At 53.3% G+C, this 23,197-nt stretch carries 19 protein-coding genes; 11 read left to right on the forward strand and 8 right to left on the reverse strand.

What is annotated here, in order from left to right; all coding sequences use genetic code 11:
• Positions 1 to 307 precede the first annotated feature (307 nt).
• Positions 308 to 778, reverse strand: a complete 471-nt coding sequence (gene argR, locus L466_RS18525; protein ID WP_014171847.1) for a transcriptional regulator ArgR — start codon at positions 776 to 778, stop codon at positions 308 to 310.
• A gap of 397 nt (positions 779 to 1,175) precedes the next feature.
• Between argR and mdh the strand changes: the two genes are divergently transcribed.
• Positions 1,176 to 2,114: a malate dehydrogenase gene (gene mdh / locus L466_RS18520; protein ID WP_014171846.1), complete on the forward strand. Its 939-nt coding sequence runs from the start codon at positions 1,176 to 1,178 to the stop codon at positions 2,112 to 2,114.
• An 83-nt stretch (positions 2,115 to 2,197) separates the two neighbouring features.
• Here the strand turns inward: mdh and degS are convergent, their stop codons facing one another.
• From degS to zapG, 3 genes are all read right to left on the reverse strand, one after another.
• Positions 2,198 to 3,265 carry an outer membrane-stress sensor serine endopeptidase DegS gene (degS, locus tag L466_RS18515; protein WP_020883511.1) on the reverse strand — a complete coding sequence of 356 codons (1,068 nt, stop codon included), beginning with the start codon at positions 3,263 to 3,265 and terminating at the stop codon, positions 2,198 to 2,200.
• A gap of 92 nt (positions 3,266 to 3,357) precedes the next feature.
• Positions 3,358 to 4,725, reverse strand: coding sequence for a serine endoprotease DegQ (gene degQ / locus L466_RS18510; RefSeq protein ID WP_014171844.1), 1,368 nt, complete (start codon positions 4,723 to 4,725; stop codon positions 3,358 to 3,360).
• A 169-nt stretch (positions 4,726 to 4,894) separates the two neighbouring features.
• Entirely contained in the window at positions 4,895 to 5,293 is a 399-nt protein-coding gene (gene zapG, locus L466_RS18505) for a Z-ring associated protein ZapG (protein ID WP_014171843.1), read from the reverse strand.
• Between the two features lie 189 nt (positions 5,294 to 5,482).
• On the opposite strand from zapG, the gene zapE reads away from it, so the two are divergent.
• From zapE to rpsI, 3 genes are all read left to right on the forward strand, one after another.
• Entirely contained in the window at positions 5,483 to 6,607 is a 1,125-nt protein-coding gene (gene zapE, locus L466_RS18500; protein WP_032680185.1) for a cell division protein ZapE, read from the forward strand.
• 289 nt (positions 6,608 to 6,896) lie between these two features.
• Positions 6,897 to 7,325: a 50S ribosomal protein L13 gene (gene rplM / locus L466_RS18495; protein ID WP_003860434.1), complete on the forward strand. Its 429-nt coding sequence runs from the start codon at positions 6,897 to 6,899 to the stop codon at positions 7,323 to 7,325.
• A gap of 15 nt (positions 7,326 to 7,340) precedes the next feature.
• Positions 7,341 to 7,733, forward strand: coding sequence for a 30S ribosomal protein S9 (rpsI, locus tag L466_RS18490; protein WP_003860436.1), 393 nt, complete (start codon positions 7,341 to 7,343; stop codon positions 7,731 to 7,733).
• Between the two features lie 11 nt (positions 7,734 to 7,744).
• On the opposite strand, the gene L466_RS23555 is transcribed toward rpsI, so the two are convergent.
• Entirely contained in the window at positions 7,745 to 8,047 is a 303-nt protein-coding gene (locus L466_RS23555; protein ID WP_136342246.1) for a hypothetical protein, read from the reverse strand.
• Between L466_RS23555 and sspA the strand changes: the two genes are divergently transcribed.
• The 6 genes from sspA to L466_RS18460 all read left to right on the forward strand — a co-directional run bounded on the left by sspA (position 8,046) and on the right by L466_RS18460 (position 14,056).
• Complete coding sequence (gene sspA, locus L466_RS18485) at positions 8,046 to 8,684, forward strand: stringent starvation protein SspA (protein ID WP_014071978.1); 639 nt, start codon at positions 8,046 to 8,048, stop codon at positions 8,682 to 8,684. The genes L466_RS23555 and sspA overlap by 2 nt on opposite strands.
• A gap of 5 nt (positions 8,685 to 8,689) precedes the next feature.
• Positions 8,690 to 9,181, forward strand: coding sequence for a ClpXP protease specificity-enhancing factor (gene sspB, locus L466_RS18480; RefSeq protein WP_025202910.1), 492 nt, complete (start codon positions 8,690 to 8,692; stop codon positions 9,179 to 9,181).
• A 379-nt stretch (positions 9,182 to 9,560) separates the two neighbouring features.
• Positions 9,561 to 10,244, forward strand: coding sequence for a DUF1120 domain-containing protein (locus L466_RS18475; protein WP_020883513.1), 684 nt, complete (start codon positions 9,561 to 9,563; stop codon positions 10,242 to 10,244).
• 120 nt (positions 10,245 to 10,364) lie between these two features.
• Complete coding sequence (locus L466_RS18470) at positions 10,365 to 11,069, forward strand: fimbria/pilus chaperone family protein (RefSeq protein ID WP_032680186.1); 705 nt, start codon at positions 10,365 to 10,367, stop codon at positions 11,067 to 11,069.
• Between the two features lie 9 nt (positions 11,070 to 11,078).
• On the forward strand, positions 11,079 to 13,499 hold the full coding sequence (locus L466_RS18465; RefSeq protein ID WP_032680187.1) for a fimbrial biogenesis outer membrane usher protein: 2,421 nt from the start codon (positions 11,079 to 11,081) through the stop codon (positions 13,497 to 13,499).
• Entirely contained in the window at positions 13,496 to 14,056 is a 561-nt protein-coding gene (locus L466_RS18460) for a DUF1120 domain-containing protein (RefSeq protein WP_032680188.1), read from the forward strand. Before L466_RS18465 ends, L466_RS18460 begins: the two co-directional genes overlap by 4 nt.
• A 105-nt stretch (positions 14,057 to 14,161) precedes the next feature.
• Here L466_RS18460 and L466_RS18455 read toward each other — a convergent pair whose 3' ends face one another.
• Positions 14,162 to 15,580, reverse strand: a complete 1,419-nt coding sequence (locus L466_RS18455; protein ID WP_014171835.1) for a glutamate synthase small subunit — start codon at positions 15,578 to 15,580, stop codon at positions 14,162 to 14,164.
• A 9-nt stretch (positions 15,581 to 15,589) separates the two neighbouring features.
• A complete protein-coding gene (gene gltB / locus L466_RS18450) occupies positions 15,590 to 20,050 on the reverse strand; it encodes a glutamate synthase large subunit (protein WP_032679060.1) in 4,461 nt (1,486 codons plus the stop codon).
• 682 nt (positions 20,051 to 20,732) lie between these two features.
• On the opposite strand from gltB, the gene L466_RS18445 reads away from it, so the two are divergent.
• Positions 20,733 to 21,674: a tRNA modification radical SAM protein MnmL/YtqA gene (locus tag L466_RS18445; protein WP_123266848.1), complete on the forward strand. Its 942-nt coding sequence runs from the start codon at positions 20,733 to 20,735 to the stop codon at positions 21,672 to 21,674.
• Here the strand turns inward: L466_RS18445 and L466_RS18440 are convergent.
• Complete coding sequence (locus L466_RS18440; RefSeq protein WP_032680190.1) at positions 21,654 to 23,156, reverse strand: helicase HerA-like C-terminal domain-containing protein; 1,503 nt, start codon at positions 23,154 to 23,156, stop codon at positions 21,654 to 21,656. The two genes, L466_RS18445 and L466_RS18440, sit on opposite strands and share 21 nt — an antisense overlap.
• Positions 23,157 to 23,197 lie beyond the last annotated feature (41 nt).

The following is a 23,197-nucleotide window of genomic DNA, read 5'->3' on the forward strand; positions in this document are numbered from 1 at the left end:
CTAATAACGGTAAAAATTAATACCAGACTAATTGTTTCTGTTGTTATTACGTATTAACTAACCTGTTTTTTATAACCTAATGGCATAAAATTGTGCGTTTATTGTTCAATGTGTGGCTGTATATCTAAGAAAATCATATGGATATCAGCTTTTGATTTTTTGTGCGATTTTTTGATTTATCATTCACCAAGTGAATGTTAATGGGCGGTAAAAAGCACTATTTGTTAAAGTAAAGGGCGGGATAAAACAGGGGGAAACGCGGCAGAAGCAGAATGATCCCCGCAGCAGGACGCCACGGGGAGGGTAATCAGAGTTCCTGCTCGAACAGGTCCAGAATCGCTTCGTAGAGATCTTTCACTGAGAAGCCATTGGCGGGGGTAGTGAAGATGGTATCGTCACCCGCAATCGTCCCAAGGATGCCTTTGGGCTTACCCAGCGAGTCCAGCATACGTGCAATCAACTGTGCAGCACCTGGGCTGGTATGGATCACGACAACGGCATCGTTGTAATCGATATCGAGAACCAGATTCTTCAACGGGCTGGAGGTGGTTGGCACGCCAAGTTCTGCAGGCAGGCAGTAGACCATCTCCATTTTGGCGTTACGCGTACGTACCGCACCAAATTTGGTTAACATGCGGGAGACTTTCGACTGGTTGATGTTATCGAAGCCTTGTTCCTGTAAAGCCTGAACAATTTCTCCCTGAGAACTGAATATCTCTTCTTTGAGTAGCGCTTTAAACGCCTTCACTAAATCTTCTTGCTTAGACGAGCTTCGCATAAGTCACCCGGAATATGACGAAAGAAACAACATTATTATGCATGTGGATGAATTTTTATGCAAATTATCTGCCAGCGGTTAGGCTGAAATAATGTTATGAAAGGGAGTGATTTTATCAGATTTCGTTATCAGAAAACATGCCTGGGTCACGGCAAGCAAATAAGCTTAAAAGTAAATTAAATGTTATCAAAATGATGTTGTTTTGGTGGCGTGGCAGGGTGTATTGTAACCCCCTCTTAATTCGTTGTCGTCTGTCGTCAGATAGCCTTCTGGTGAGAGATAAAGTCGCGCGACCTCAAATTATTTAGTGACGAAAATTGTAATTAATTACCTGCTGAATTATGGTCGCCGCAACGGAGTTACAGATACTTAAGTTAACCATAATAAGGAGTTTAGGATGAAAGTCGCAGTCCTCGGCGCTGCTGGTGGTATCGGCCAGGCGCTTGCCCTACTACTGAAAACCCAACTGCCTTCAGGCTCAGAACTCTCCCTGTACGATATTGCTCCGGTAACCCCAGGTGTGGCGGTTGACCTGAGCCACATCCCGACAGCTGTGAAAATCAAAGGCTTCTCCGGTGAAGATGCTCGTCCTGCCCTGCAGGGCGCGGACGTGGTGCTGATCTCCGCTGGCGTGGCGCGTAAGCCAGGCATGGATCGTTCAGACCTGTTCAACGTCAACGCGGGTATTGTGAAAAACCTGGTGCAGCAGATTGCTGAAACCTGCCCGAAAGCGTGCATTGGTATCATCACTAACCCGGTGAACACCACGGTTGCTATCGCGGCAGAAGTGCTGAAAAAAGCCGGTGTTTACGACAAGAACAAACTGTTCGGCGTGACCACGCTGGACATCATTCGTTCCAACACCTTTGTGGCTGAACTGAAAGGCAAACAGCCTTCAGAAGTTGAAGTGCCGGTTATCGGCGGTCACTCTGGTGTCACCATTCTGCCTCTGCTGTCGCAGATCCCTGGTGTTAGCTTCACCGAGCAGGAAGTGGCTGATCTGACCAAACGCATCCAGAACGCGGGCACCGAAGTGGTGGAAGCGAAGGCGGGTGGCGGTTCTGCAACCCTGTCTATGGGCCAGGCGGCGGCACGTTTTGGACTGTCACTGGTTCGTGCACTGCAGGGCGAGAAAGGCGTTGTTGAATGCGCGTATGTTGAAGGCGACGGCGAACACGCTCGTTTCTTCTCTCAGCCGCTGCTGCTGGGTAAAAACGGTATCGAAGAACATCAGCCGATTGGCAAGCTGAGCGCGTTTGAACAGAACGCGATGGAAGGCATGCTGGATACGCTGAAGAAAGATATCACTCTGGGCGAAGAGTTCGTTAACAAGTAAAACGGATGTCCCCACAGGCCGGGTAAGCAGTCATGCCGCCCGGCAAAAAAAACGGAGCAATGCGCTCCGTTTTTTTATGCCTGTCAGTTGGTGGCCGGGTATTCCTGAATCGTCACCTGCAGCGTCAGCTTCTTATCGTTACGCATGACTTCAACCGGGATGATAGAGCCAGGACGGATCTCCGCAACCTGATCCATGGTCTCCAGCGCCGATACCGCTGGTGTGCCGTTGACCGACACGATGACATCATTAACCTGAATTCCCGCGTTAGCCGCCGGGCCGCCAGGCGACACTTCGTTGACCACGATGCCCTGAATCTGATCGATACCGCCGCCCTGCGAATGCATAGGCGCAATTTCACGACCGCCAATACCAATATAACCGCGGATCACACGGCCATCGCGGATCAGCTTATCCATGATCTTGGTCGCCAGCTGGAAGGGAATGGCGAACCCAATCCCTTCCGGCGTCTCACCGTCATTGCTCTTATCGAACGAGAGGGTATTGATACCCATCAGTTCGCCCAGCGAGTTGACCAGCGCACCGCCGGAGTTACCGTGGTTGATGGACGCATCGGTTTGCAGGAAGTTCTGCCGTCCCGACGGGTTGAGGCCAATGCGACCGGTGGCGCTGATAATCCCCTGCGTGATCGTCTGGCCCAGGTTATAAGGGTTACCGATAGCCAGCACGACGTCGCCAATATGAGGGGTTCGTTTACGGTTAATAGGAATAACCGGTAAACCGCCCGTGGCGTTGATCTTCAAAACAGCCAGGTCGGTCAGGCTATCCGAGCCCACCAGCAGGGCCTCAAACACGCGGCCATCCTGCAGGGCAACGATGATCTGGTCGGCATCGTTAATCACGTGTTTGTTGGTAATGATGTAGCCGCGCTCGTCCATAATTACCCCGGAGCCGAGAGTGCGGATCTCCAGCTGGTTATGGGCTGAGCTATTGAGGCCACGGTTATAAACGTTAACCACGGCAGGCGCGGCACGGCGAACGGCCTGGTTGTAGGTCGCAGGCGTTTCATCCGCACTGTCGAACTGAGGCGCCGACAGCTTATTGAACTGGCGTAAAGACGGCATGACGACCAGCAGCAGGCCGGCAACAATCAAACCGATGACAATTGAACGAAAGAGCTTTAAAAGCATGATGCGCGTGTCGTTAATAAAGGAACGATTTGCAGCATAACATGAGTTATCCGGACATCACACGCAGCGGTGATGTCCGGAATCGCAAATGCTTAGCGCAACAGAATATAGATAGACTCGTTGCCGCGCATAACCTGCAGGGCAATGACCGCCGGTTTGCTTTCCAGCACCTTGCGCAGTTCTGCGATGGATTGCACGCGATTGCGGTTCACGCCGATGATCACATCATCCTGATGCAATCCGGCCTGCGCGGCAGGGCTGCTCTTCTCGACGGTATCGACGCTAATCCCTTTCGTCCCGTCTTTCAGCTGTCCATCGCTCAGCGTTGCCCCTTGCAGCGCCGGGGCGATAAGCTCCGCGCTGGCAGAGGATGAGGTGCTCTTATCAAGCGTCACTTCGACATCCAGCGGCTTACCATCACGAATCAGGCCTAACTTCACTTTGGCACCCGGTTCGGTGGTGGCAATACGCGAGCGCAGTTCCGCAAAGCTGCTCAGCGGTTTATCGTTCAGGCTGACAATCACATCGCCCGACTTCACGCCAGCTTTTGCCGAGCCGGAGTTTGGCAGCACTTCACTGACAAACGCACCGCGCTGCACATTGATGTTGAACGCTTTCGCGATGTCAGCGCTCATCTCCATCCCTTTGATGCCCAACAGCCCGCGTTTGACCTCACCGAACTGAATGAGCTGCTGCGCCAGCGTTTTGGCCATATTGCTGGGGATAGCAAAACCGATGCCGATACTGCCGCCGCCCGGCGCCAGGATAGCGGTGTTAATCCCAATCAGCTCGCCGTTGAGATTGAGCAATGCCCCGCCGGAGTTCCCGCGGTTAATTGAGGCGTCGGTCTGGATAAAGTTTTCCAGGCCTTCCAGATTCAGACCGCTGCGACCCAGCGCCGAGATTATCCCGGAGGTAGCGGTTTGCCCTAAACCAAACGGATTCCCCACGGCGACAGCAAAATCACCAACACGCAGTTTATCGGAGTCCGCAATGGCAATCTGAGTCAAATTGCTCGGGTTTTGCACCTGCAGCAGCGCGATGTCGCTCTGGTCATCGCCGCCAATCAGTTTGGCCTCAAACTCACGCCCATCGTTCAGCTGTACGCTGATTTTATCGGCCTGACTGATAACATGATTGTTGGTCAGAATATAACCTTTGGCCGCATCAATAATGACGCCAGAACCCAGACCTTCAAAAGGCTGCGCCTGCTGGTCGGGCGACTCATCGCCAAAATATTTTTTCAGTTCTTCAGGTACGCGTTGATTTTGTAATGCCGTGCCTTCTACCTGCACGCTCACTACCGCAGGCAGAACTTTTTCCAGCATTGGCGCAAGGCTTGGAATTGCCGCCTGGCCGGGTACCTGGGAAGGCAGGGCGGCAGATGCAGGGAAGGACGCCGAGAGAGATAACCCGACACTTAACGCTATAGCGCTCAACAGCTGGTTTTTTTTCTTCATCGATGCTGACTCTCGTAACCTGGAATAAAGGAAAAACGGCCCTAAAACACGTTGATGTTATTGAATTTTAAACCGCTGAACAATGAAGTGCTTACTCAATAATAGCTGGGGTCATGAAGAAAGGACGGGCGCAATAGCAGCGCCCGTAAAATAAATTCAGGTTGTGCGATTAATCGCGTTTTGCACCGCCGCGCAGCAGGCCAGACGCGCCATCTGAATAGTCGCGTGGCATCTGAACAGGGGCCTGATCGTTACCGGCTTCAGAGTCGGCCAGACGGTTACGGAATGGATTGGATTCCGCGGTCATTTCTGGCAGCAGGCTGCTGGAGCTTTTTGCCATATGTTGATAGAGCTGACGATAGTCGGTCGCCATGTTGTCCAGCAGCTCGGCGCTACGGGCAAAGTGGCTGACCAGCTCTTCACGATACTCTTCCAGTTCGGCTTTGTTCTTTTCCAGTTCGTACTGCAGTGACTGCTGCTGACGCAATTTGCGATTACCGAAACGCATGGCCACAGCACCAATGACGATGCCGACGACTAAACCGATTAGCGCATATTCCCAGGTCATGAACTTCTCCCGTTGTCTTGTTGTTCCGTAGGGTGTTGGCTCGGCTCCTGCCTGTGCCTGATATTGCCACTATAACCGCTATTTCCGCAGAAGTGGAATCCTGACGTATCATCGCGTAGTGTAGAACGGCCTTTTTTTCATCAGTCACGTCTGCTGGTGAGTATTATTTGAAGGAATAACAATACGTTTATGCAAAACCTGTCCCCTGCATCGCGATACCAACTTGCCCTTAATGAGGGTACACATCAGCCGGATGACGTTCAGCGTGAAGCGGTGAATCGTCTGGATACGATTTATCAGGAGCTCACGGCAAAACCTGCAGAGAGTGAACAGAGCGGTGGGCTGAAGGCGGCTCTGGGGCGGTTGCTTGGAAAAAAAGAGCCACAGACTCATGCACCGGTGCGCGGTTTGTATATGTGGGGCGGCGTCGGGCGCGGGAAAACCTGGCTGATGGACCTCTTTTATCTGAGCCTGCCGGGTACCCGTAAGCAGCGTCTGCATTTCCACCGCTTTATGCTGCGGGTTCACGAAGAGCTGACGGCACTGCAGGGCAAAAGCGATCCGCTGGAGATTGTGGCCGACAGGTTCAAGGCGGAAACGGACGTACTCTGTTTTGACGAGTTTTTTGTCTCTGATATTACCGACGCCATGCTGCTGGGTGGCCTGATGAAAGCGCTGTTCGCACGCGGGATAACGCTGGTGGCGACCTCGAATATCCCGCCGGATGAGCTTTACCGCAATGGCCTGCAGCGCGCGCGTTTCCTGCCCGCTATTGATGCCATCAAACAGCACTGCGACATCATGAATGTTGATGCCGGGGTGGATTACCGCCTGCGTACCTTAACTCAGGCGCATCTGTGGCTCTCTCCCTTAAACGATGAGACCACGCAGCAGATGGATAAACTGTGGCTGGCGCTGGCGGGGGCAAAACGGGCTCATGCCCCTGAGCTCGAGATTAACCATCGCCCGCTGCAAACCCTGGGTGTCGAAAATCAAACCCTGGCCGTCTCCTTTGCAACGCTCTGTGTGGATGCCCGCAGTCAGCATGACTACATCGCGCTCTCGCGTTTGTTCCATACCGTGATGCTGCTCAACGTGCCGGTCATGACGCCGCTGATGGAAAGCGAAGCGCGCCGCTTCATTGCGCTGGTCGATGAGTTCTATGAGCGTCACGTGAAACTTGTGGTCAGCGCCGAGGTACCTTTATATGAGGTGTATAAAGGTGAGCGGCTGAAGTTTGAGTTCCAGCGCTGTCTGTCGCGCCTGCAGGAGATGCAAAGCGAGGAGTATCTTAAGCTTCAGCATATGCCATAAATGCGACCTTCTCCCCGTGGGAGAGGGGCTGGGGGTGAGGGCGGCAGACCGCAAAAACCTTACCCCCGAAAAACCCGCCTCGAATCACATTTAAGGGTCGATCTTTGACCTCAACTTCTCTATAATCTTGCGACCCCACGTTACGAGAAGGTTTTTTTCCCGAAACTTTCTATGTGTCGGCATTAGCTATTCGAAGGGGTAGGTTTGCCGGACTTTGTCGTGTGAACCTCAACTGACTAAACGTTTGGGTGTTCACCAACGTGTAACTTATTATTTGGGTAAGCTTTTAATGAAAACTTTTACAGCTAAACCAGAAACCGTACAGCGCGACTGGTATGTTGTTGACGCGACCGGTAAAACTCTGGGCCGTCTGGCTACTGAACTGGCTCGTCGCCTGCGCGGTAAGCATAAAGCGGAATACACTCCGCACGTTGATACGGGTGATTACATCATCGTTCTGAACGCAGATAAAGTTGCTGTAACCGGCAACAAGCGTACAGACAAAATGTACTACCATCACACTGGCCACATCGGTGGTATCAAAGAAGCGACCTTTGAAGAGATGATTGCTCGCCGTCCTGAGCGTGTGATTGAAATCGCGGTTAAAGGCATGCTGCCAAAAGGCCCGCTGGGTCGTGCTATGTTCCGTAAACTGAAAGTTTACGCAGGTAACGAGCACAACCACGCGGCACAGCAACCGCAAGTTCTTGACATCTAATCGGGATTATAGGCAATGGCTGAAAATCAATACTACGGCACTGGTCGCCGCAAAAGTTCCGCAGCTCGCGTGTTCATCAAACCGGGCAGTGGTAAAATCGTAATCAACCAACGTTCTCTGGAACAGTACTTCGGTCGTGAAACTGCCCGCATGGTAGTTCGCCAGCCGCTGGAACTGGTTGATATGGTAGAAAAACTGGATCTGTACATCACCGTTAAAGGTGGTGGTATCTCCGGTCAGGCAGGTGCGATCCGTCACGGTATCACCCGCGCTCTGATGGAGTACGACGAATCCCTGCGTTCTGAACTGCGTAAAGCTGGCTTCGTTACTCGTGACGCTCGTCAGGTTGAACGTAAGAAAGTGGGTCTGCGTAAAGCACGTCGTCGTCCACAGTTCTCCAAACGTTAATCCTTTTCTGCTTACGCAGAAACGATTGGCGAAAAACCCGCTTCGGCGGGTTTTTTTTTATGGATAATGTGCAGGTTATCCACAGCATCACTGCATATATCTTCTCTTTTTCCACATTTCCAGAATCCCCTCACCACAAAGCCATCAAAATCTGGTAAACTATCATCCAATTTTCTGCCCAAATATCGGTGAATACTCGTTTTTTGTTCGATTCTTGAACAATGTGTTTTCTCTGGGATGGGCGATACAACATCTGGCTGGCCCTGTTTGGGCTGGTAGCAGTAAAAATTCTGAATATACCTGGAGGTTTTCATGGCTGTCGCTGCCAACAAACGTTCGGTAATGACGCTGTTTTCTGGTCCTACTGACATTTATAGCCATCAGGTTCGTATCGTGCTGGCCGAGAAAGGTGTCAGTTTTGAGATCGAGCATGTGGAAAAGGATAACCCGCCTCAGGATCTGATCGATCTCAACCCGAGCCAAAGCGTACCGACGCTGGTGGATCGCGAGCTGACCCTGTGGGAATCCCGTATCATTATGGAATATCTGGATGAGCGTTTCCCGCATCCACCACTGATGCCTGTTTACCCTGTTGCACGTGGTGAAAGCCGCCTGTACATGCAGCGTATCGAAAAAGACTGGTACACGCTGATGAACGTTATCGTCAACGGTTCCTCTTCTGAAGCAGACGCTGCACGTAAGCAACTGCGTGAAGAGCTGCTGGCGATTGCCCCTGTGTTTGGTCAGAAACCATTCTTCCTGAGCGATGAGTTCAGCCTGGTAGATTGCTACCTGGCGCCGTTGCTCTGGCGTCTGCCAACCCTGGGCGTAGAGTTCAGCGGTCCGGGCGCGAAAGAGCTGAAGGGCTACATGACTCGCGTATTTGAACGCGATTCTTTCCTGGCATCTTTAACTGAACCGGAACGTGAAATGCGTCTCGGCCGAGGCTAATGACTGTGGAAATGTCACAACTTACCCCACGCCGTCCGTATCTGCTGCGCGCCTTCTATGAATGGCTGCTGGATAACCAGCTCACGCCGCACCTGGTTGTGGATGTGACGTTGCCGGGCGTGCAGGTTCCTATGGAATATGCACGTGACGGGCAGATCGTACTGAACATCGCGCCGCGCGCGGTGGGTAACCTTGAACTGGCCAACGACGAAGTGCGCTTTAACGCGCGTTTCGGCGGTGTGCCGCGTCAGGTTTCTGTACCGCTGGCTGCGGTGCTGGCGATTTATGCGCGTGAAAACGGTGCAGGCACCATGTTTGAGCCGGAAGCGGCTTATGACGAGGATGTTGTCGGCCTGAATGACGAAAACGGCGCTTCGGAAAACGAAAGCGAAACGCTGATGTCGGTCATCGAGGGTGACAAGCCCGATCACAATGACGATCCTGATGACGATCCGCCGCCGCGCGGAGGCCGTCCGGCACTGCGCGTTGTGAAGTAGTAAAAGCATTTTTATCGACTATCCAGTTAGTTATTCAGACTAGCTGGATTTTTTTATGTCTTTTTATGTCAAAACGTTTAATAAAGTAAATTATATACATCCCTTCTTTTTTGCTTGCCCCCACCGTTCGGATAATTTCAAGCTATATCTCCGCTGAATGTAATATGTCGTTTTAAAGCTATATACACTCTTATAAATAAATATCACTTATTGATAACGTTATTCTAAATCCATAAATTAATTTTTCTAAATTGCTTGTATTTATAAAAATTATATTATCTACGCATGCTCTCAAGCATGACGATAAACAGTATGGGGTAAATTTATTTATCCCTGCTGTATTTAATATTGCAATTACTCATATGTTAAGGAATAACAAGTGAAAAAGGTTTTACTCGCTACTGCGCTCTCTCTGTGTGTGACATCCGCTTTTGCGGCTAACCCGACTGCCGTTCTGAAAGTCAAAGGTACGCTGACTAATTCAGCCTGTACGCCTCAGTTAAGCAACGGCGGAACGGTTGACTACGGCACAGTTAGTTTGGGTGGTTTAAGCTCAACGGCAGTTAACCAGCTGGGCCAGAAAGACATCGATCTGACTATTACCTGCACCGCAGCAACAAAAGTGTCCTGGAATATGATTGACGATCGCGCTGATTCTAACGCGAAACTCACCGTTGAGAATGGCATGTTTGGTGGTGGTTCTAATTCGTCTGAAAGCCAGACTTACGGTGTAGGTAAAACAACAGGTACAACACCAGTGAACATCGGAACATACTCGCTGTTCGTTAAAACTGACAGCGTAATGGCTGACGGCGCTAAAGTTGACCCAATTTACCAGCAGAATGCTACCGGTAACTGGTCAAAGAGCACCAACGGTACAACTCAGGGCGATAACTATCGTGATTTCACCGTTGCGACTGTTGGCACCCTGGCTCCACTGGCGTTCCAGACCGCAACCTTCCCACTGGTGACCTCTCTGGCGATCCAGGATACCACCACGCTGGCGATCACTGATGACACCCAGCTTGATGGTCAGGTGACTATCAGCCTGCGTTATCTGTAAGACTTTTAATCGAGTAAACGTAATTTAATTAACCGGAGAGTAAATGCGCTGCATTTACTCTCTTTTTAACGGCGCGATAAACATGGACTGTTCTGTTGTTGCTTTCAAGGAGATATTATTATGCATTGTTTAAAATCCACTTTATTTAACACGCTGATTACTGCCGCGTTATTATCTTCCAGTGTTGCTGTACATGCAGAAGGCATGGTGCCTGAAACCAGTCTGTTAATCATTGATGAAGCGACGCACAGTGGAACGATTAACGTCAAGAATACCGATTCGCATCCTTCACTTTTATATACAAATGTCGTTGACCTGCCGGACGATACCGGTCTTAAGCTTATTGCAACGCAGCCGGTGGTACGTCTTGAGCCAGGTCAGACGCAGCAGCTGCGCTTTATTCTTCAGAACAAACAGCCATTGGATGTAGAGCATTATAAACGCGTCACATTCGACGGTATTCCGCCTAAAAACGATGATAAAAAAATAAAGATTGGCATTAACATTCGCCAGGATATCCCCGTGCTTATTCGACCGGCATCTCTGGGTGTGGTCACTGATGCCTGGAAGTTCCTGAAGTGGTCCTCAAACGGCACGTCCGTCACCGTGAACAATCCCAGCAAATATGTGGTCCGTCTTGGGCAGAACGTGATGCTGCTGCCTTCAGGGGTGAGTGCCTCTCTGTCCAAAACCTACATTCTTCCTGGCGAAACGCTAACGGCTGATATGAGTAAGAAAGTCAGTGGTGACAGCAGCGTTAAGTTTTTCCCGGCCAGCCGCTATGGCGTTGAGGTCCCGAGCTTTACGTCGGAATTAAATAAATAAAATAGGGATATGACGGTGAGTAAACAAAGCCGCCTTGCACTTTGTGTCCGCGCCATTCTTTGCGGTACATTACCTCTGGTGTTACTTGATTCAACATCCGTACTGGCGAGGGAGGTCACCTTCGACACGGGGATAATGCAAACGCTGGGGTTGAATAAAGATCTCAACCATTACTTCGCAGAAGCACCGCGCTTTTTACCCGGAACCCACTCCGTTTCGGTGAAGGTCAACGGGAAAGAGCGAGGAATGGCTGCAGTTCGTTTCAACAAAGACGGCATGCTTTGCTTTGATAACGATCTCATGGAGTTTGCTGGGCTGATGCCTGTGTCAATAAAGTCCGGTGAGGAGTGTCATGATATTCGGGATAACTATCCTAAAGCCGTCATCAACGCCTTGCCTAACCAGGAGGCCGTTGAACTCTATCTGCCAGCTGAAGCGGTGAACAGTCTGTCGTCGGATATCAAAAACTTCCAGCATGGCGGAACGGCGGCGCTGCTGAACTATTCATTGTTCAGCACCCATAACGACTATGGTGACAATGACAGCAGCCGCTACTCTCAGGCCAGCCTGGAAGCCGGATTCAACACGATGGACTGGGCACTGCGCAGCCGTTATATCCTGACGGATGACGACGGTAGCCGAAATGCCGAAAGCATTTACACCTATGCAGAGCATGTCTTTACCGCGCAAAAAATGACGATGCAGGTGGGTGAAATCAACGCCATGTCCAACGTGTTGAGCGGGGTGCCGATTACCGGCGTTCAGTTTATGCCGACCAGCGGTCTGGCGAGAGCAAGCTCTGGCGTGAGCGTTTCCGGTATTGCCCAGTCTTCCCAGGCACGTGTCGAAATCCGCCAGAACGGTCAACTGGTCTTCAGTACCCTTGTGCCAGCCGGCCCCTTCACGCTGGATGACGTGCCCGTGGTTCGCAACAATGTGGATCTGGACGTCTCGGTGGTGGAATCCGACGGCGCAACTAACCGTTTCATCGTCCCGGCGTCTCAGGTAAGGGCACGCAACCTTTCACGCCCGCAGGGTCTAACCCTTTCTGTAGGTCAGGTGCGCAGCATTGACAGCGATTATAACGATCCGCTGGTGATGAACATCTCTGACGGCTGGCATGTCTCTCCGTGGATGAATCTCCTGGCTTCAGGTGCCGCTGCGGAAAACTACCAGGCGGCAGGCGGCAGGACAGAGTTCCTGATAAGCGATGACTGGACCCTTTCAACGGGTGCGGCAGTCAGCAATGCGAGCTTTGGTGACAGCAGCAGCGGGGTAAAAACCGAGCTGCAAAGTGATTACATCCTGAACGAGTACGTCGGTCTTTCAGGCAGTGCGACGCATTACAGCGGAGAGTATCGCGAACTGGCTGATGCGATGGACGATGATTATCAGGGATATGACAACACCTATTCCGGCAACGTTCGTTTCTCCTCCCCTCTGGCGGGGGTGTTTAGCGCAGGGTTCAACTACAACCAGACCAGCGGTGACGGTGAAGATTCACGTTACCTCTTGCTGTCATGGGGCAAGACCTTTACGTACGCGTCAGTATCCATGAACTGGCAAAGTGCGGTCGGTAATGTCGATGACGATCAGGACAATGAGATGTTCTACGTCAACGTGAGCATCCCGCTCGGCGGCAGTCAGTCCATCAGTACCTATATGCGTAAACAGGGTGATAGCACCTCCTATGGCGCGTCTAACAGCGGCTCGCTGGGAGACAATACGAACTATTACATCTCAGCCGATCGCGATCAGGATTCGAAAGACAACAGCTTCAACGGCAACATCAACACTAACCTGCGCTATACGCAACTGAGCGTGGGGGGCGGAACCAGTGGGGATAATCAGCGGAACTACAATGCGACATTGTCGGGTGGCGTGGCCATGCATAAAGAGGGTGTGACTTTCTCGCCGTATACGATTCAGGACACCTTCGCGATTGCCAGACTGAGCGAGAAGAAGAGCGGCGTTGAAATCTCCACTCCGCAAGGTACCGTCTGGACCGATCCATGGGGCCAGGCCGTGGTACCTTCACTCAACGAATGGCATAACTCCCGCATAGAAATTGATGCTAATAAGCTGCCGCAGAGTATGACGCTGGCTAACGGCACGAAATATATTGCCGCAGGCCATGCCTCGGTCAGCGAGATTGATTTCAAAGTACTCAACAGCCGCCGCGTCATGCTAAGTGTTAAGCAGGCTGACGGTCAGCCCCTGAGTAAAGGGATCTCGATTGTTGATGAGAAAGGTAACTATATCGTGACCACGGTTGATGATGGCCACGTCTTTATTAACGATGCCGATCAGCTGAGCGCGCTCTACGCGCTAGACGGTGACAATAACCGACTGTGTAAGATTGATTACACCCTGGCTGATAAGCGTGACGAAAATGCCTTCTATGAAGAAGTGAACGGAGTCTGCCGATGAACAGTCGACACTTATCGGGCTTAGTGGCCTTGCTGATGCTCGGCGTGACAGGAATAACCCATGCTGAAGAGTGCCAGCTCAGTCTCTCACAGCCGGTGGTGGATTATCATGAGATGCGCCGGGATACGATCGAAACGACGCAGCAGGACTGGCATAAAATGGCCGATCGTGACATCACGGTAAACGTTTTCTGCCCTCAGTCTCAGCAGATGGCGGTGATACTGCGCGGTACAGCGGGAGATAAGGGGCGGTTTCTTTTTGGGCAGTCCGGCGGTGTCGCCGTCAAAATTGACAACATGACCGTCGATGGCAAAAGTTACACCGTGGGTAAAACGGTCGATCAGCTGAATTTTACGCCGGAAAACGGTACACCGACGCCGTTCTATCTGCGTAATAACGAGGCGGTGATTGCGCTTGAGAATAACCAGGTCCCTTCCGGCCAGCAGATGAGTTTCAACGTAACGCTCTCTCCGGTACTCAACGAAAGCGCGTTCAGCCATCTGACAGATCAAACTACGCTGGAAAGTGATTTGACCTGGAGCTTATTGACGAAGTAACCCTTCTTTTCGCGGCACCACAGAAAAGCGGAGCTGCAGGGGGAAAATCAACGGCGGTTAACCGCATAAAAAAAGCCGGATGGTATTTGCCATCCGGCTTATTTCTTACACTTCCAGGTAGTTCAGAATACCGTCAGCGGCTTTACGGCCTTCGGCAATCGCGGTAACGACCAGGTCGGAACCGCGAACGATATCACCGCCAGCAAAGATTTTCGGGTTGCTGGTCTGGAACGCGTTTTCGTTGCCTTCCGGCGCAATAACACGACCCTGAGAGTCCAGCTCTACGCTGTGCTTCGCCAGCCACTCCATGCTGTGAGGACGGAAACCGAACGCCATTACTACGGCATCGGCCGGGATCACATGCTCGGAGCCTGCCACGATCTCTGCGCGACGACGACCTTTCGCATCCGGTGCACCCATCTCAGTGCGCGCCATTTTCACGCCGCTCACTTTGCCGTTGGCATTCACTTCAATACCCAGAGGCTGGATGTTGAACTGGAATTCCACGCCCTCTTCACGCGCGTTTTTCACTTCGCGTTTAGAGCCCGGCATGTTCTCTTCGTCACGACGATAGGCGCAGATCACGTGTGCCGCATTCTGGCGAATGGAGGTACGCACGCAGTCCATCGCGGTATCACCCCCACCCAGCACCACCACGCGTTTGCCTTCCATGCTGACATACGGCTCATCGGCGGTTTCGCCATAGCCCATGATCTGTTTGGTATTGGCAATCAGGAACGGCAGTGCGTCGAATACGCCCGGCGCATCTTCGTTTTCCAGACCACCGCGCATGGACTGATAGGTTCCCACGCCCAGGAAGACGGCGTCGTAATCCTTCAGCAGGTCGTCGAGCTGCACGTCGCGACCCACTTCCACGTTCAGTTTGAACTCAATGCCCATACCGGTGAAGATTTCACGGCGGCGGGTCATGACCTCTTTTTCCAGCTTGAAGGCCGGAATACCGAAGGTCAGCAGACCGCCGATTTCCGGATGGCGGTCAAAGACCACTGCCTTCACGCCGTTACGGGTCAGAACGTCCGCACAGGCCAGGCCCGCCGGGCCCGCACCGATGATCGCCACACGCTTGTCGGTTTGCTTCACGCCGGTCATATCCGGACGCCAGCCCATTTCGAAGGCTTTATCGTTGATATAGCGTTCGATATTACCGATGGTCACCGCGCCAAATTCGTCGTTCAGCGTACAGGAACCTTCACACAGACGGTCCTGAGGACACACGCGGCCGCACACTTCCGGCAGGGTGTTTGTCTGGTGAGACAGCTCGGCAGCTTCAAAAATACGTCCTTCGTTGGCCAGTTTCAGCCAGTTCGGGATGTAGTTATGGACCGGACATTTCCATTCGCAGTAAGGGTTACCGCAGGACAGGCAGCGGTCTGCCTGTGCTTTGGCCTGGCCTTCTGAAAACGGCTCATAGATTTCTACAAATTCAATTTTACGGATCTTCAGCGGTTTTTTTGGCGGATCAACACGCTGCAGGTCGATAAACTGGTATACGTTCTGGCTCATCTGAATTCCTTACTGCGCCTGCACACGCAGCTCTGCTGCGCTACGACTACGGTGACCCAACAGGGCTTTAACATCGCTGGACTTCGGTTTAACCAGCGCGAATTTCGCAGAGAACGCCGGCCAGTTGGCCAGGATCTCTTCGCCGCGCGAAGAACCGGTATGCTGCACGTGTTCGGTAATCAAACCGCGCAGGTGTTCTTCGTGGATAGCCAGCGTTTCAACGTCCAGCACTTCCACCAGTTCAGGGTTCACGCGTTTGCGGAACTCACCGTCTTCATCCAGGACGTAAGCAAAACCGCCCGTCATGCCTGCGCCAAAGTTCACGCCGGTTTTACCCAGGACGCACACAATCCCGCCCGTCATGTATTCACAACCGTTATCACCGATACCTTCAACTACGGTGATGGCACCGGAGTTACGTACGGCAAAACGTTCACCTGCACGACCCGCTGCAAACAGACGACCGCCGGTCGCGCCGTACAGACAGGTGTTACCGATGATGCTGGCATCGCAGCTACGGAAGGCTGAACCGACCGGCGGACGCACCGCCAGCAGACCACCCGCCATGCCTTTACCGACATAGTCGTTGGCATCACCGGTCAGATACAGTTCAACGCCGCCGGCGTTCCACACGCCGAAGCTCTGACCCGCGGTACCGCTGAAGTGCGCGGTAATCGGGTCGGCCGCCAGGCCCTGGTCACCGTGCGTTTGCGCGATGTAACCGGAAAGCGATGCACCGACAGAACGGTCAGTGTTGCGAATATCAAACCAGAACGTTTTGCTCTGCTTGTCATCCACGTACGGCTTCGCTTGCTGCAGCAGCTGCGCGTTCAGCACGCCATTGTCGAACGGCGGGTTATTCTCGGTGCAGTAGACCGCTTTGCCAGGATGTGGCTCGGCAGTTTCCAGCAACTTAGACAGCTCAAGCTTCTGCTGTTTGGCTGTGAAGCCTTCCAGCTCTTTGAGCAGGTCGGTACGGCCAATCAGATCCACCAGGCGTTTCACGCCCAGCTGTGCCATCAGCTCACGGGTTTCGCGGGCGATGAAATCAAAGTAGTTCGTCACTTTGAACGGCAGGCCGTGGTAATGGTTCTTACGCAGCTTCTCGTCCTGGGTTGCAACACCGGTTGCACAGTTGTTCAGGTGGCAAATACGCAGGTATTTACAGCCGAGCGCGACCATAGGGCCCGTGCCGAAACCAAAGCTTTCCGCACCCAGAATCGCCGCCTTGATGATGTCGAGGCCGGTTTTCAGGCCGCCATCCACCTGCAGACGGATCTTATGACGCAGACCGTTAGCCACCAGCGCCTGCTGGGTTTCCACCAGGCCAAGCTCCCACGGACAGCCCGCGTATTTCACGGAGGAGAGTGGGCTTGCCCCGGTACCACCGTCATAACCGGCGATGGTGATCAGGTCCGCATAGGCTTTTGCCACACCGGTCGCGATGGTGCCAACGCCCGGTTCGGAAACCAGCTTCACGGAGATCATCGCTTTCGGGTTGACCTGTTTCAGGTCGAAAATCAGCTGCGCCAGATCCTCGATAGAATAAATATCGTGATGCGGTGGCGGAGAAATCAGCGTCACACCCGGTACGGAGTAGCGTAATTTGGCGATATACGGCGTGACTTTATCACCCGGTAACTGGCCGCCTTCGCCCGGTTTTGCACCCTGAGCGACTTTAATCTGAATCACGTCGGCGTTAACCAGATACGCTGGCGTGACGCCAAAGCGACCGGATGCAACCTGCTTGATACGTGAGACTTTGTTGGTGCCATAACGGGCAGGGTCTTCACCACCTTCACCGGAGTTTGAATTGCCGCCGATGCTGTTCATCGCTTCAGCCAGCGCTTCGTGAGCTTCCGGGCTGAGCGCACCGATGGACATTGCCGCGGTGTCAAAGCGTTTAAACAGTTCAGTGGCAGGCTCAACGTCGTCAATGCTGACGGCTTCATCACCCGGGTTCAGCGCCAGCAGGTCGCGCAGCGTCGCCGCCGGACGGCTGTTCACCAGTTCAGCATACTGCTGGTAATCGCTGTACTCGCCGCTCTGAACGGCCTGTTGCAGCGTACGCACCACGTCCGGGTTATAAGCGTGATATTCACCGCCGTGGACATACTTCAGCAGACCACCTTGATCCAGCGGCTTACGTGCCAGCCAGGCGCGTTTCGACAGGTTCATCAGATCCTGCTGGAAGTCAGCGAATCCGGCACCGCCGATACGGCTGATAACACCCTGGAAGCAAAGTGTCGCCACGTCGTCATGCAGACCGACCGCTTCAAACAGCTTCGAGCAGCGGTAGGAGGCGATGGTCGAGATGCCCATTTTGGACATGATTTTGTACAGGCCTTTGTTGATGCCGTTACGGTAGTTCAGCATCACCGTGCGGTAATCTTTGTCGATAGCACGGGTATCCACGAGACGCGCCAGCGTTTCGTAGGCCAGGTACGGATAAATAGCCGTCGCACCAAAGCCTAACAGCACGGCAAAGTGGTGCGGATCGCGGGCGCTGGCGGTTTCAACAATGATGTTGGCGTCGCAGCGCAGGCTCTTATCGACCAGACGCGTCTGGATAGCACCTACCGCCATGGGGGCCGGCACCGGCAGACGGTTTTTCGCAATATTGCGGTCAGAGAGCACCAGCAGAACGGTACCGTTACGCACCATCTGTTCCGCTTTGTCACACAGCGCATTCACCGTCTCTTCGAGGGTCGCTTCGGTCACGTCGAAAGTGATATCGAGCGTGTCGGCGCGGTAGTGATCCTCTTTCAGGGTGGTGAGCTGTTTGAAATCAGAGTACAGCAGGATCGGCGATTTAAAGGTTAGGCGGTGCGCCTGGCCTTCAGCTTCGCAGAAGACGTTCATCTCGCGACCGATGCTGGTGGCCAGTGACATCACGTGTGCTTCACGCAGCGGATCGATTGGCGGGTTGGTCACCTGCGCAAACTGCTGACGGAAGTAATCATAAATGATGCGTGGCTGGCTGGAGAGCACGGCAAACGGGGTATCGTCACCCATGGAGCCGACCGCTTCCTGGCCATTTTCACCGAGTACGCGGATCACGGAATCCAGCTCTTCGGCGCTGTAGTTAAACTGTTTCTGGAAGCTGGCGAGCGTATCGTCGTCCAGCTCACGACTGCCCACTTCTTCATCCGGCAGATCTTCGAATGGCACCAGGCGACGAACGTTTTTCTCCATCCACTCTTTGTACGGATGGCGGCTCTTCAGATCGTTATCGGTTTCAGCAGAGTGCAGAATGCGCCCACCGCGGGTGTCGATAACCATCAGCTCGCCCGGGCCAACGCGGCCTTTCTCAACCACTTCGTCAGGCTGGTAATCCCAGATACCGACTTCAGAGGCGCAGGTGATGAGCTTATCTTTGGTGATGACGTAGCGTGCCGGACGCAGACCGTTACGGTCCAGGTTACAGGCAGCAAAGCGACCGTCGGACATAACGATGCCCGCCGGGCCATCCCACGGCTCCATGTGCATGGAGTTAAAGTCGAAGAACGCACGCAGCTCTGGATCCATATCCGGGTTGTTCTGCCATGCCGGTGGCACGAGCAGACGCATGGCGCGCACGATATCCATACCGCCTGCCAGCAGCAGCTCCAGCATGTTATCCATGGAGCTGGAGTCAGAGCCAGTTTCGTTAACGAACGGCGCGGCATCGTGCAGGTCAGGGATCAGTGGCGTCTGGAACTTATAGGTACGAGCACGCGCCCACTGGCGGTTACCGGTAATGGTATTGATCTCGCCGTTGTGCGCCAGGTAGCGGAACGGCTGTGCCAGCGGCCAGCGAGGGACGGTGTTGGTGGAGAAGCGCTGGTGGAAGAGGCAGATGGCCGATTCCAGACGCAGGTCCGCCAGGTCCAGGTAGAAGCGCGGCAGGTCAGCCGGCATACACAGACCTTTATAGATGTTCACCAGGTTAGAGAGGCTACAGACGTAGAACTCCTTGTCGTCCTGGAGACGTTTTTCAATGCGACGACGGGCGATAAACAGACGGCGTTCCATATCACGCGGACGCCAGCCCGCAGGGGCATTAACAAAAATCTGTTCAATTCGAGGCAGCGAGGAGAGGGCGATTTCGCCGAGTACCCCTTCGTTGGTTGGCACATCGCGCCAGCCAACAATAGACAGGGTTTCACGTTGAAGTTCTTCTTCGACGATGCGGCGTGAGGCGGCAGCTTTTTCAGGATCCTGATTCAGGAACAGCATACCGACAGCGTAGTTTTTGGCTAAACGCCAGCCGCGCTCTTCCGCAACGATACGGAAGAAACGATCCGGTTTTTGCAGCAGCAGACCGCAACCGTCGCCGGTTTTACCATCAGCAAGGATGGCACCACGGTGCTGCATGCGGGCCAGTGCGTGAATAGCAGTACGCACTACCTTGTGGCTAGGTTCGCCTTCTATGTGGGCGATCAGGCCGAAACCACAGTTATCCTTCTCAAGGGATTTATCGTACAACATATCAGTGAACCTCCCCAGGCTCGTCGGGCTTCCCACTGAACCGTGGCGCACAGGCACAGAAAGAGCATGGCGACGGGGTTTGCGTTTCATACGCGTACCTCGCATTCGCCCTCTTTTTCATCCTTTCGCGCAGGTAAACAAGTTTGAGGACTTGCTTCAGAGGGAATCTCAATTACTGCATAAATATGATGAGCAGGCTGCTCATCCAGAAAGCTTCCAGCGGATTTCCAACTTATCGGGAATTGGTACACAGGTCAAATGGCAATCTTATTTATACAAAAATGTGCTAAAGAGCTGTTAACTATTTGTATATAAAAGAAATTCAACTCTATTTACAACGTTTGTAAGCTGTGGTGAGACGCAGCGGAGTGTGATCTGACTCACTATATGAAAGCGGTATTATCGATGTAGCGTGCTGAATAGCCGTTTTTTAGCAGAATAATTCTCTACGATGAAATGCAAACCCGCATAAAGTCACTGTTTTTCAGTGCTGACGCTATAAGTGAAAAAAACAATCAGAACATAAGGAAAAGTAATCACAACTGGCGTGAATGAAATTGCAGTAATCCTGAGTATTTATTCATAGAGATAAAGGCCGTCCAGGGCGATTGATCCAGGTCATCGCCGACAGAGGCTAAAAATGGCAGGCTTGTCCCCTTTCTTTGGGACGGTCTATCAGATTATGCAGTTACAGAAATTAGTCAATATGTTTGGTGGGGATCTTTTGCAGCGTTATGGGCAAAAGGTTCACAAGCTGACGCTGCATGGCGGTTTTAGCTGCCCGAACCGTGACGGGACGATCGGGCGCGGTGGCTGTACTTTCTGTAATGTGGCGTCTTTTGCTGACGAAGCGCAGCAGCATCGTTCCATCGTCGAACAGCTGTCCCATCAGGCGAGTCTGGTCAACCGTGCGAAACAGTATCTGGCCTATTTCCAGGCCTACACCAGCACATGGGCGGAAGTACAGGTCTTGCGCTCCATGTATCAGCAGGCGGTAAGCCAGGCCAGTATCGTAGGGCTGTGTGTGGGCACCCGCCCGGACTGCGTGCCGGAAGCGGTACTGGACCTGCTCAGCGAGTACAAGGAGCAGGGGTATGAGATCTGGCTGGAGCTGGGCCTGCAAAGTGCGCACGACAAAACTCTGCACCGCATCAACCGTGGACATGACTTCGCCTGTTACCAGCGCACCACACGTCTCGCGCGTGAGCGTGGGCTAAAGGTGTGCTCGCACCTGATTGTCGGCCTGCCAGGCGAAGGACAGCAGCACGGTCTTAAGACACTGGAAAAGGTGGTCGAAACCGGTGTAGACGGAATTAAGCTGCATCCACTGCACATCGTAAAGGGCAGTATCATGGCCAAAGCCTGGGAAGCCGGGCGCTTAACCGGTATTGAGCTTGATGCGTATACGATGACGGCGGGGGAGATGATTCGGCACACCCCGCCGGAGATTGTCTACCACCGCATCTCCGCCAGCGCCCGCCGTCCAACGCTTCTTGCACCGCTCTGGTGTGAGAACCGCTGGACGGGGATGGTGGAAATCGACCGTTATCTGCAAGAGCACGGCGTACAGGGATCGGCGCTTGGTCGCCCCTGGGTTCCCCGCTTACCGGCGACGACCGCCTAACAGGCTCCCCAGCATGCCGCGTACAATCTGATTCGTGACCTGACGCGCTGCACTTTTCGCCATGGTCTGCACGACGCCATCGCGTTTGCCGCCGCGTGGTCCGGTTGTACCAAACAGGATATCCTTAAGCCCGCCCAGGATGCCGTCGTCCACGGCAACAGACTGGCCTTTGGCGGCAGGCGCGTCCTGGGATTCGGTGGTGGCCTGTACCCCTTTTTGCAGTATCTCGAATGCCGACTCGCGATCCACGTCGTCCTCATACTTACCATACAGCGGGGAGCGGTTAATCAGGCCGTTGCGTTCATCGTCCGTCACGGGCCCCATACGGGAGCAAGGGGCAATTACCATTGTGCGCTCCACAACGGACGGGCTGCCTTTTGCATCCAGGAAAGAGATAAGCGCTTCACCGGTGCCCAACGCCTGGATGGCCGCTTCGGTATCAAATGCCGGGTTCGCTCGCATGGTTTGTGCGGCGGCTTTGACGGCCTTCTGATCTTTCGGCGTAAAGGCGCGCAGGGCATGCTGTACGCGGTTGCCAAGCTGTCCCAGCACGTTGTCAGGAATATCGGACGGGTTTTGCGAAACAAACCAGACGCCGACGCCTTTAGAGCGGATCAGGCGGATCACCTGTTCAATCTTATCCAGCAGAACCTGTGGCGCATCGTTAAACAGCAGGTGCGCTTCGTCGAAGAAGAAGACCAGCTTGGGTTTGTCGAGATCGCCGGCTTCAGGTAACTGCTCGTACAGTTCAGAGAGCATCCACAGCAGGCTGGCGGCGTAGAGCTTCGGCATCTGGTAAAGCTTCTCTGAGCTCAGAATATTGATGATGCCTTTCCCGTTGCTGTCGGTGCGCATCCAGTCCTTGATATCCAGCATCGGCTCGCCAAAGAAATGTTCGGCACCCTGTTGCTCCAGGGTCAGTAACCCGCGCTGGATGGCCCCGACTGAGGCGCTGCTGATATTACCGTACTGGTTCTGGAACGATTTGGCGTTATCACCGATGTACTGGGTAATGGCCCGCAGATCTTTGAAATCAAGCAGCAGCAGACCCTGGTCGTCGGCAATACGGAAGATGATGTTCAGCACACCGGACTGCACATCGTTGAGGTTGAGCAAACGAGCCAGCAGCAGCGGACCGAGATCGGAGACGGTTGCACGTACCGGGTGACCTTTCTCACCAAAGATATCCCATAACACGACCGGATTGTTGTGCGGTGTCCAGTCCGTGATGCCGATATTTTTGAGTCGGTCGAGCAGTTTTTCGGACGGAGTGCCTTCCTGAGCCACACCGGTTAAATCGCCTTTTACATCGGCCATAAAGACCGGTACGCCGATCTCTGAAAGCGACTCTGCCAGCTTCTGCAGGGTCACGGTTTTCCCCGTCCCGGTGGCCCCGGTGATGAGACCGTGGCGGTTGGCCATCGCGGGCAGTAAAAACAGCTCTTTGTCCAGCGTGCGGGCAATTAACAATGGTGTACTCATAATGCGCTTCCTCTCTTAGTCCTCGGTCGAGTATAGGCAAC

The organism is Enterobacter sp. BIDMC 30 (genome assembly GCF_000534355.1).
GTDB classification, from domain to species: domain Bacteria; phylum Pseudomonadota; class Gammaproteobacteria; order Enterobacterales; family Enterobacteriaceae; genus Enterobacter; species Enterobacter ludwigii.

Bases quoted from the DNA above. Each gene is read 5' to 3' on its own strand.
- zapE (WP_032680185.1), top strand. From the start codon at position 5,483: ATGCAAAACCTGTCCCCTGCATCGCGATACCAACTTGCCCTTAATGAG.
- L466_RS18460 (WP_032680188.1), top strand. From the start codon at position 13,496: ATGAACAGTCGACACTTATCGGGCTTAGTGGCCTTGCTGATGCTCGGC.
- degS (WP_020883511.1), bottom strand. From the start codon at position 3,265: ATGCTTTTAAAGCTCTTTCGTTCAATTGTCATCGGTTTGATTGTTGCC.
- mdh (WP_014171846.1), top strand. From the start codon at position 1,176: ATGAAAGTCGCAGTCCTCGGCGCTGCTGGTGGTATCGGCCAGGCGCTT.
- rpsI (WP_003860436.1), top strand. From the start codon at position 7,341: ATGGCTGAAAATCAATACTACGGCACTGGTCGCCGCAAAAGTTCCGCA.
- L466_RS18440 (WP_032680190.1), bottom strand. From the start codon at position 23,156: ATGAGTACACCATTGTTAATTGCCCGCACGCTGGACAAAGAGCTGTTT.
- argR (WP_014171847.1), bottom strand. From the start codon at position 778: ATGCGAAGCTCGTCTAAGCAAGAAGATTTAGTGAAGGCGTTTAAAGCG.
- L466_RS18465 (WP_032680187.1), top strand. From the start codon at position 11,079: ATGACGGTGAGTAAACAAAGCCGCCTTGCACTTTGTGTCCGCGCCATT.
- sspA (WP_014071978.1), top strand. From the start codon at position 8,046: ATGGCTGTCGCTGCCAACAAACGTTCGGTAATGACGCTGTTTTCTGGT.
- gltB (WP_032679060.1), bottom strand. From the start codon at position 20,050: ATGTTGTACGATAAATCCCTTGAGAAGGATAACTGTGGTTTCGGCCTG.
- L466_RS18470 (WP_032680186.1), top strand. From the start codon at position 10,365: ATGCATTGTTTAAAATCCACTTTATTTAACACGCTGATTACTGCCGCG.
- L466_RS18445 (WP_123266848.1), top strand. From the start codon at position 20,733: ATGCAGTTACAGAAATTAGTCAATATGTTTGGTGGGGATCTTTTGCAG.
- rplM (WP_003860434.1), top strand. From the start codon at position 6,897: ATGAAAACTTTTACAGCTAAACCAGAAACCGTACAGCGCGACTGGTAT.
- L466_RS18455 (WP_014171835.1), bottom strand. From the start codon at position 15,580: ATGAGCCAGAACGTATACCAGTTTATCGACCTGCAGCGTGTTGATCCG.
- degQ (WP_014171844.1), bottom strand. From the start codon at position 4,725: ATGAAGAAAAAAAACCAGCTGTTGAGCGCTATAGCGTTAAGTGTCGGG.
- zapG (WP_014171843.1), bottom strand. From the start codon at position 5,293: ATGACCTGGGAATATGCGCTAATCGGTTTAGTCGTCGGCATCGTCATT.
- L466_RS23555 (WP_136342246.1), bottom strand. From the start codon at position 8,047: ATGAAAACCTCCAGGTATATTCAGAATTTTTACTGCTACCAGCCCAAA.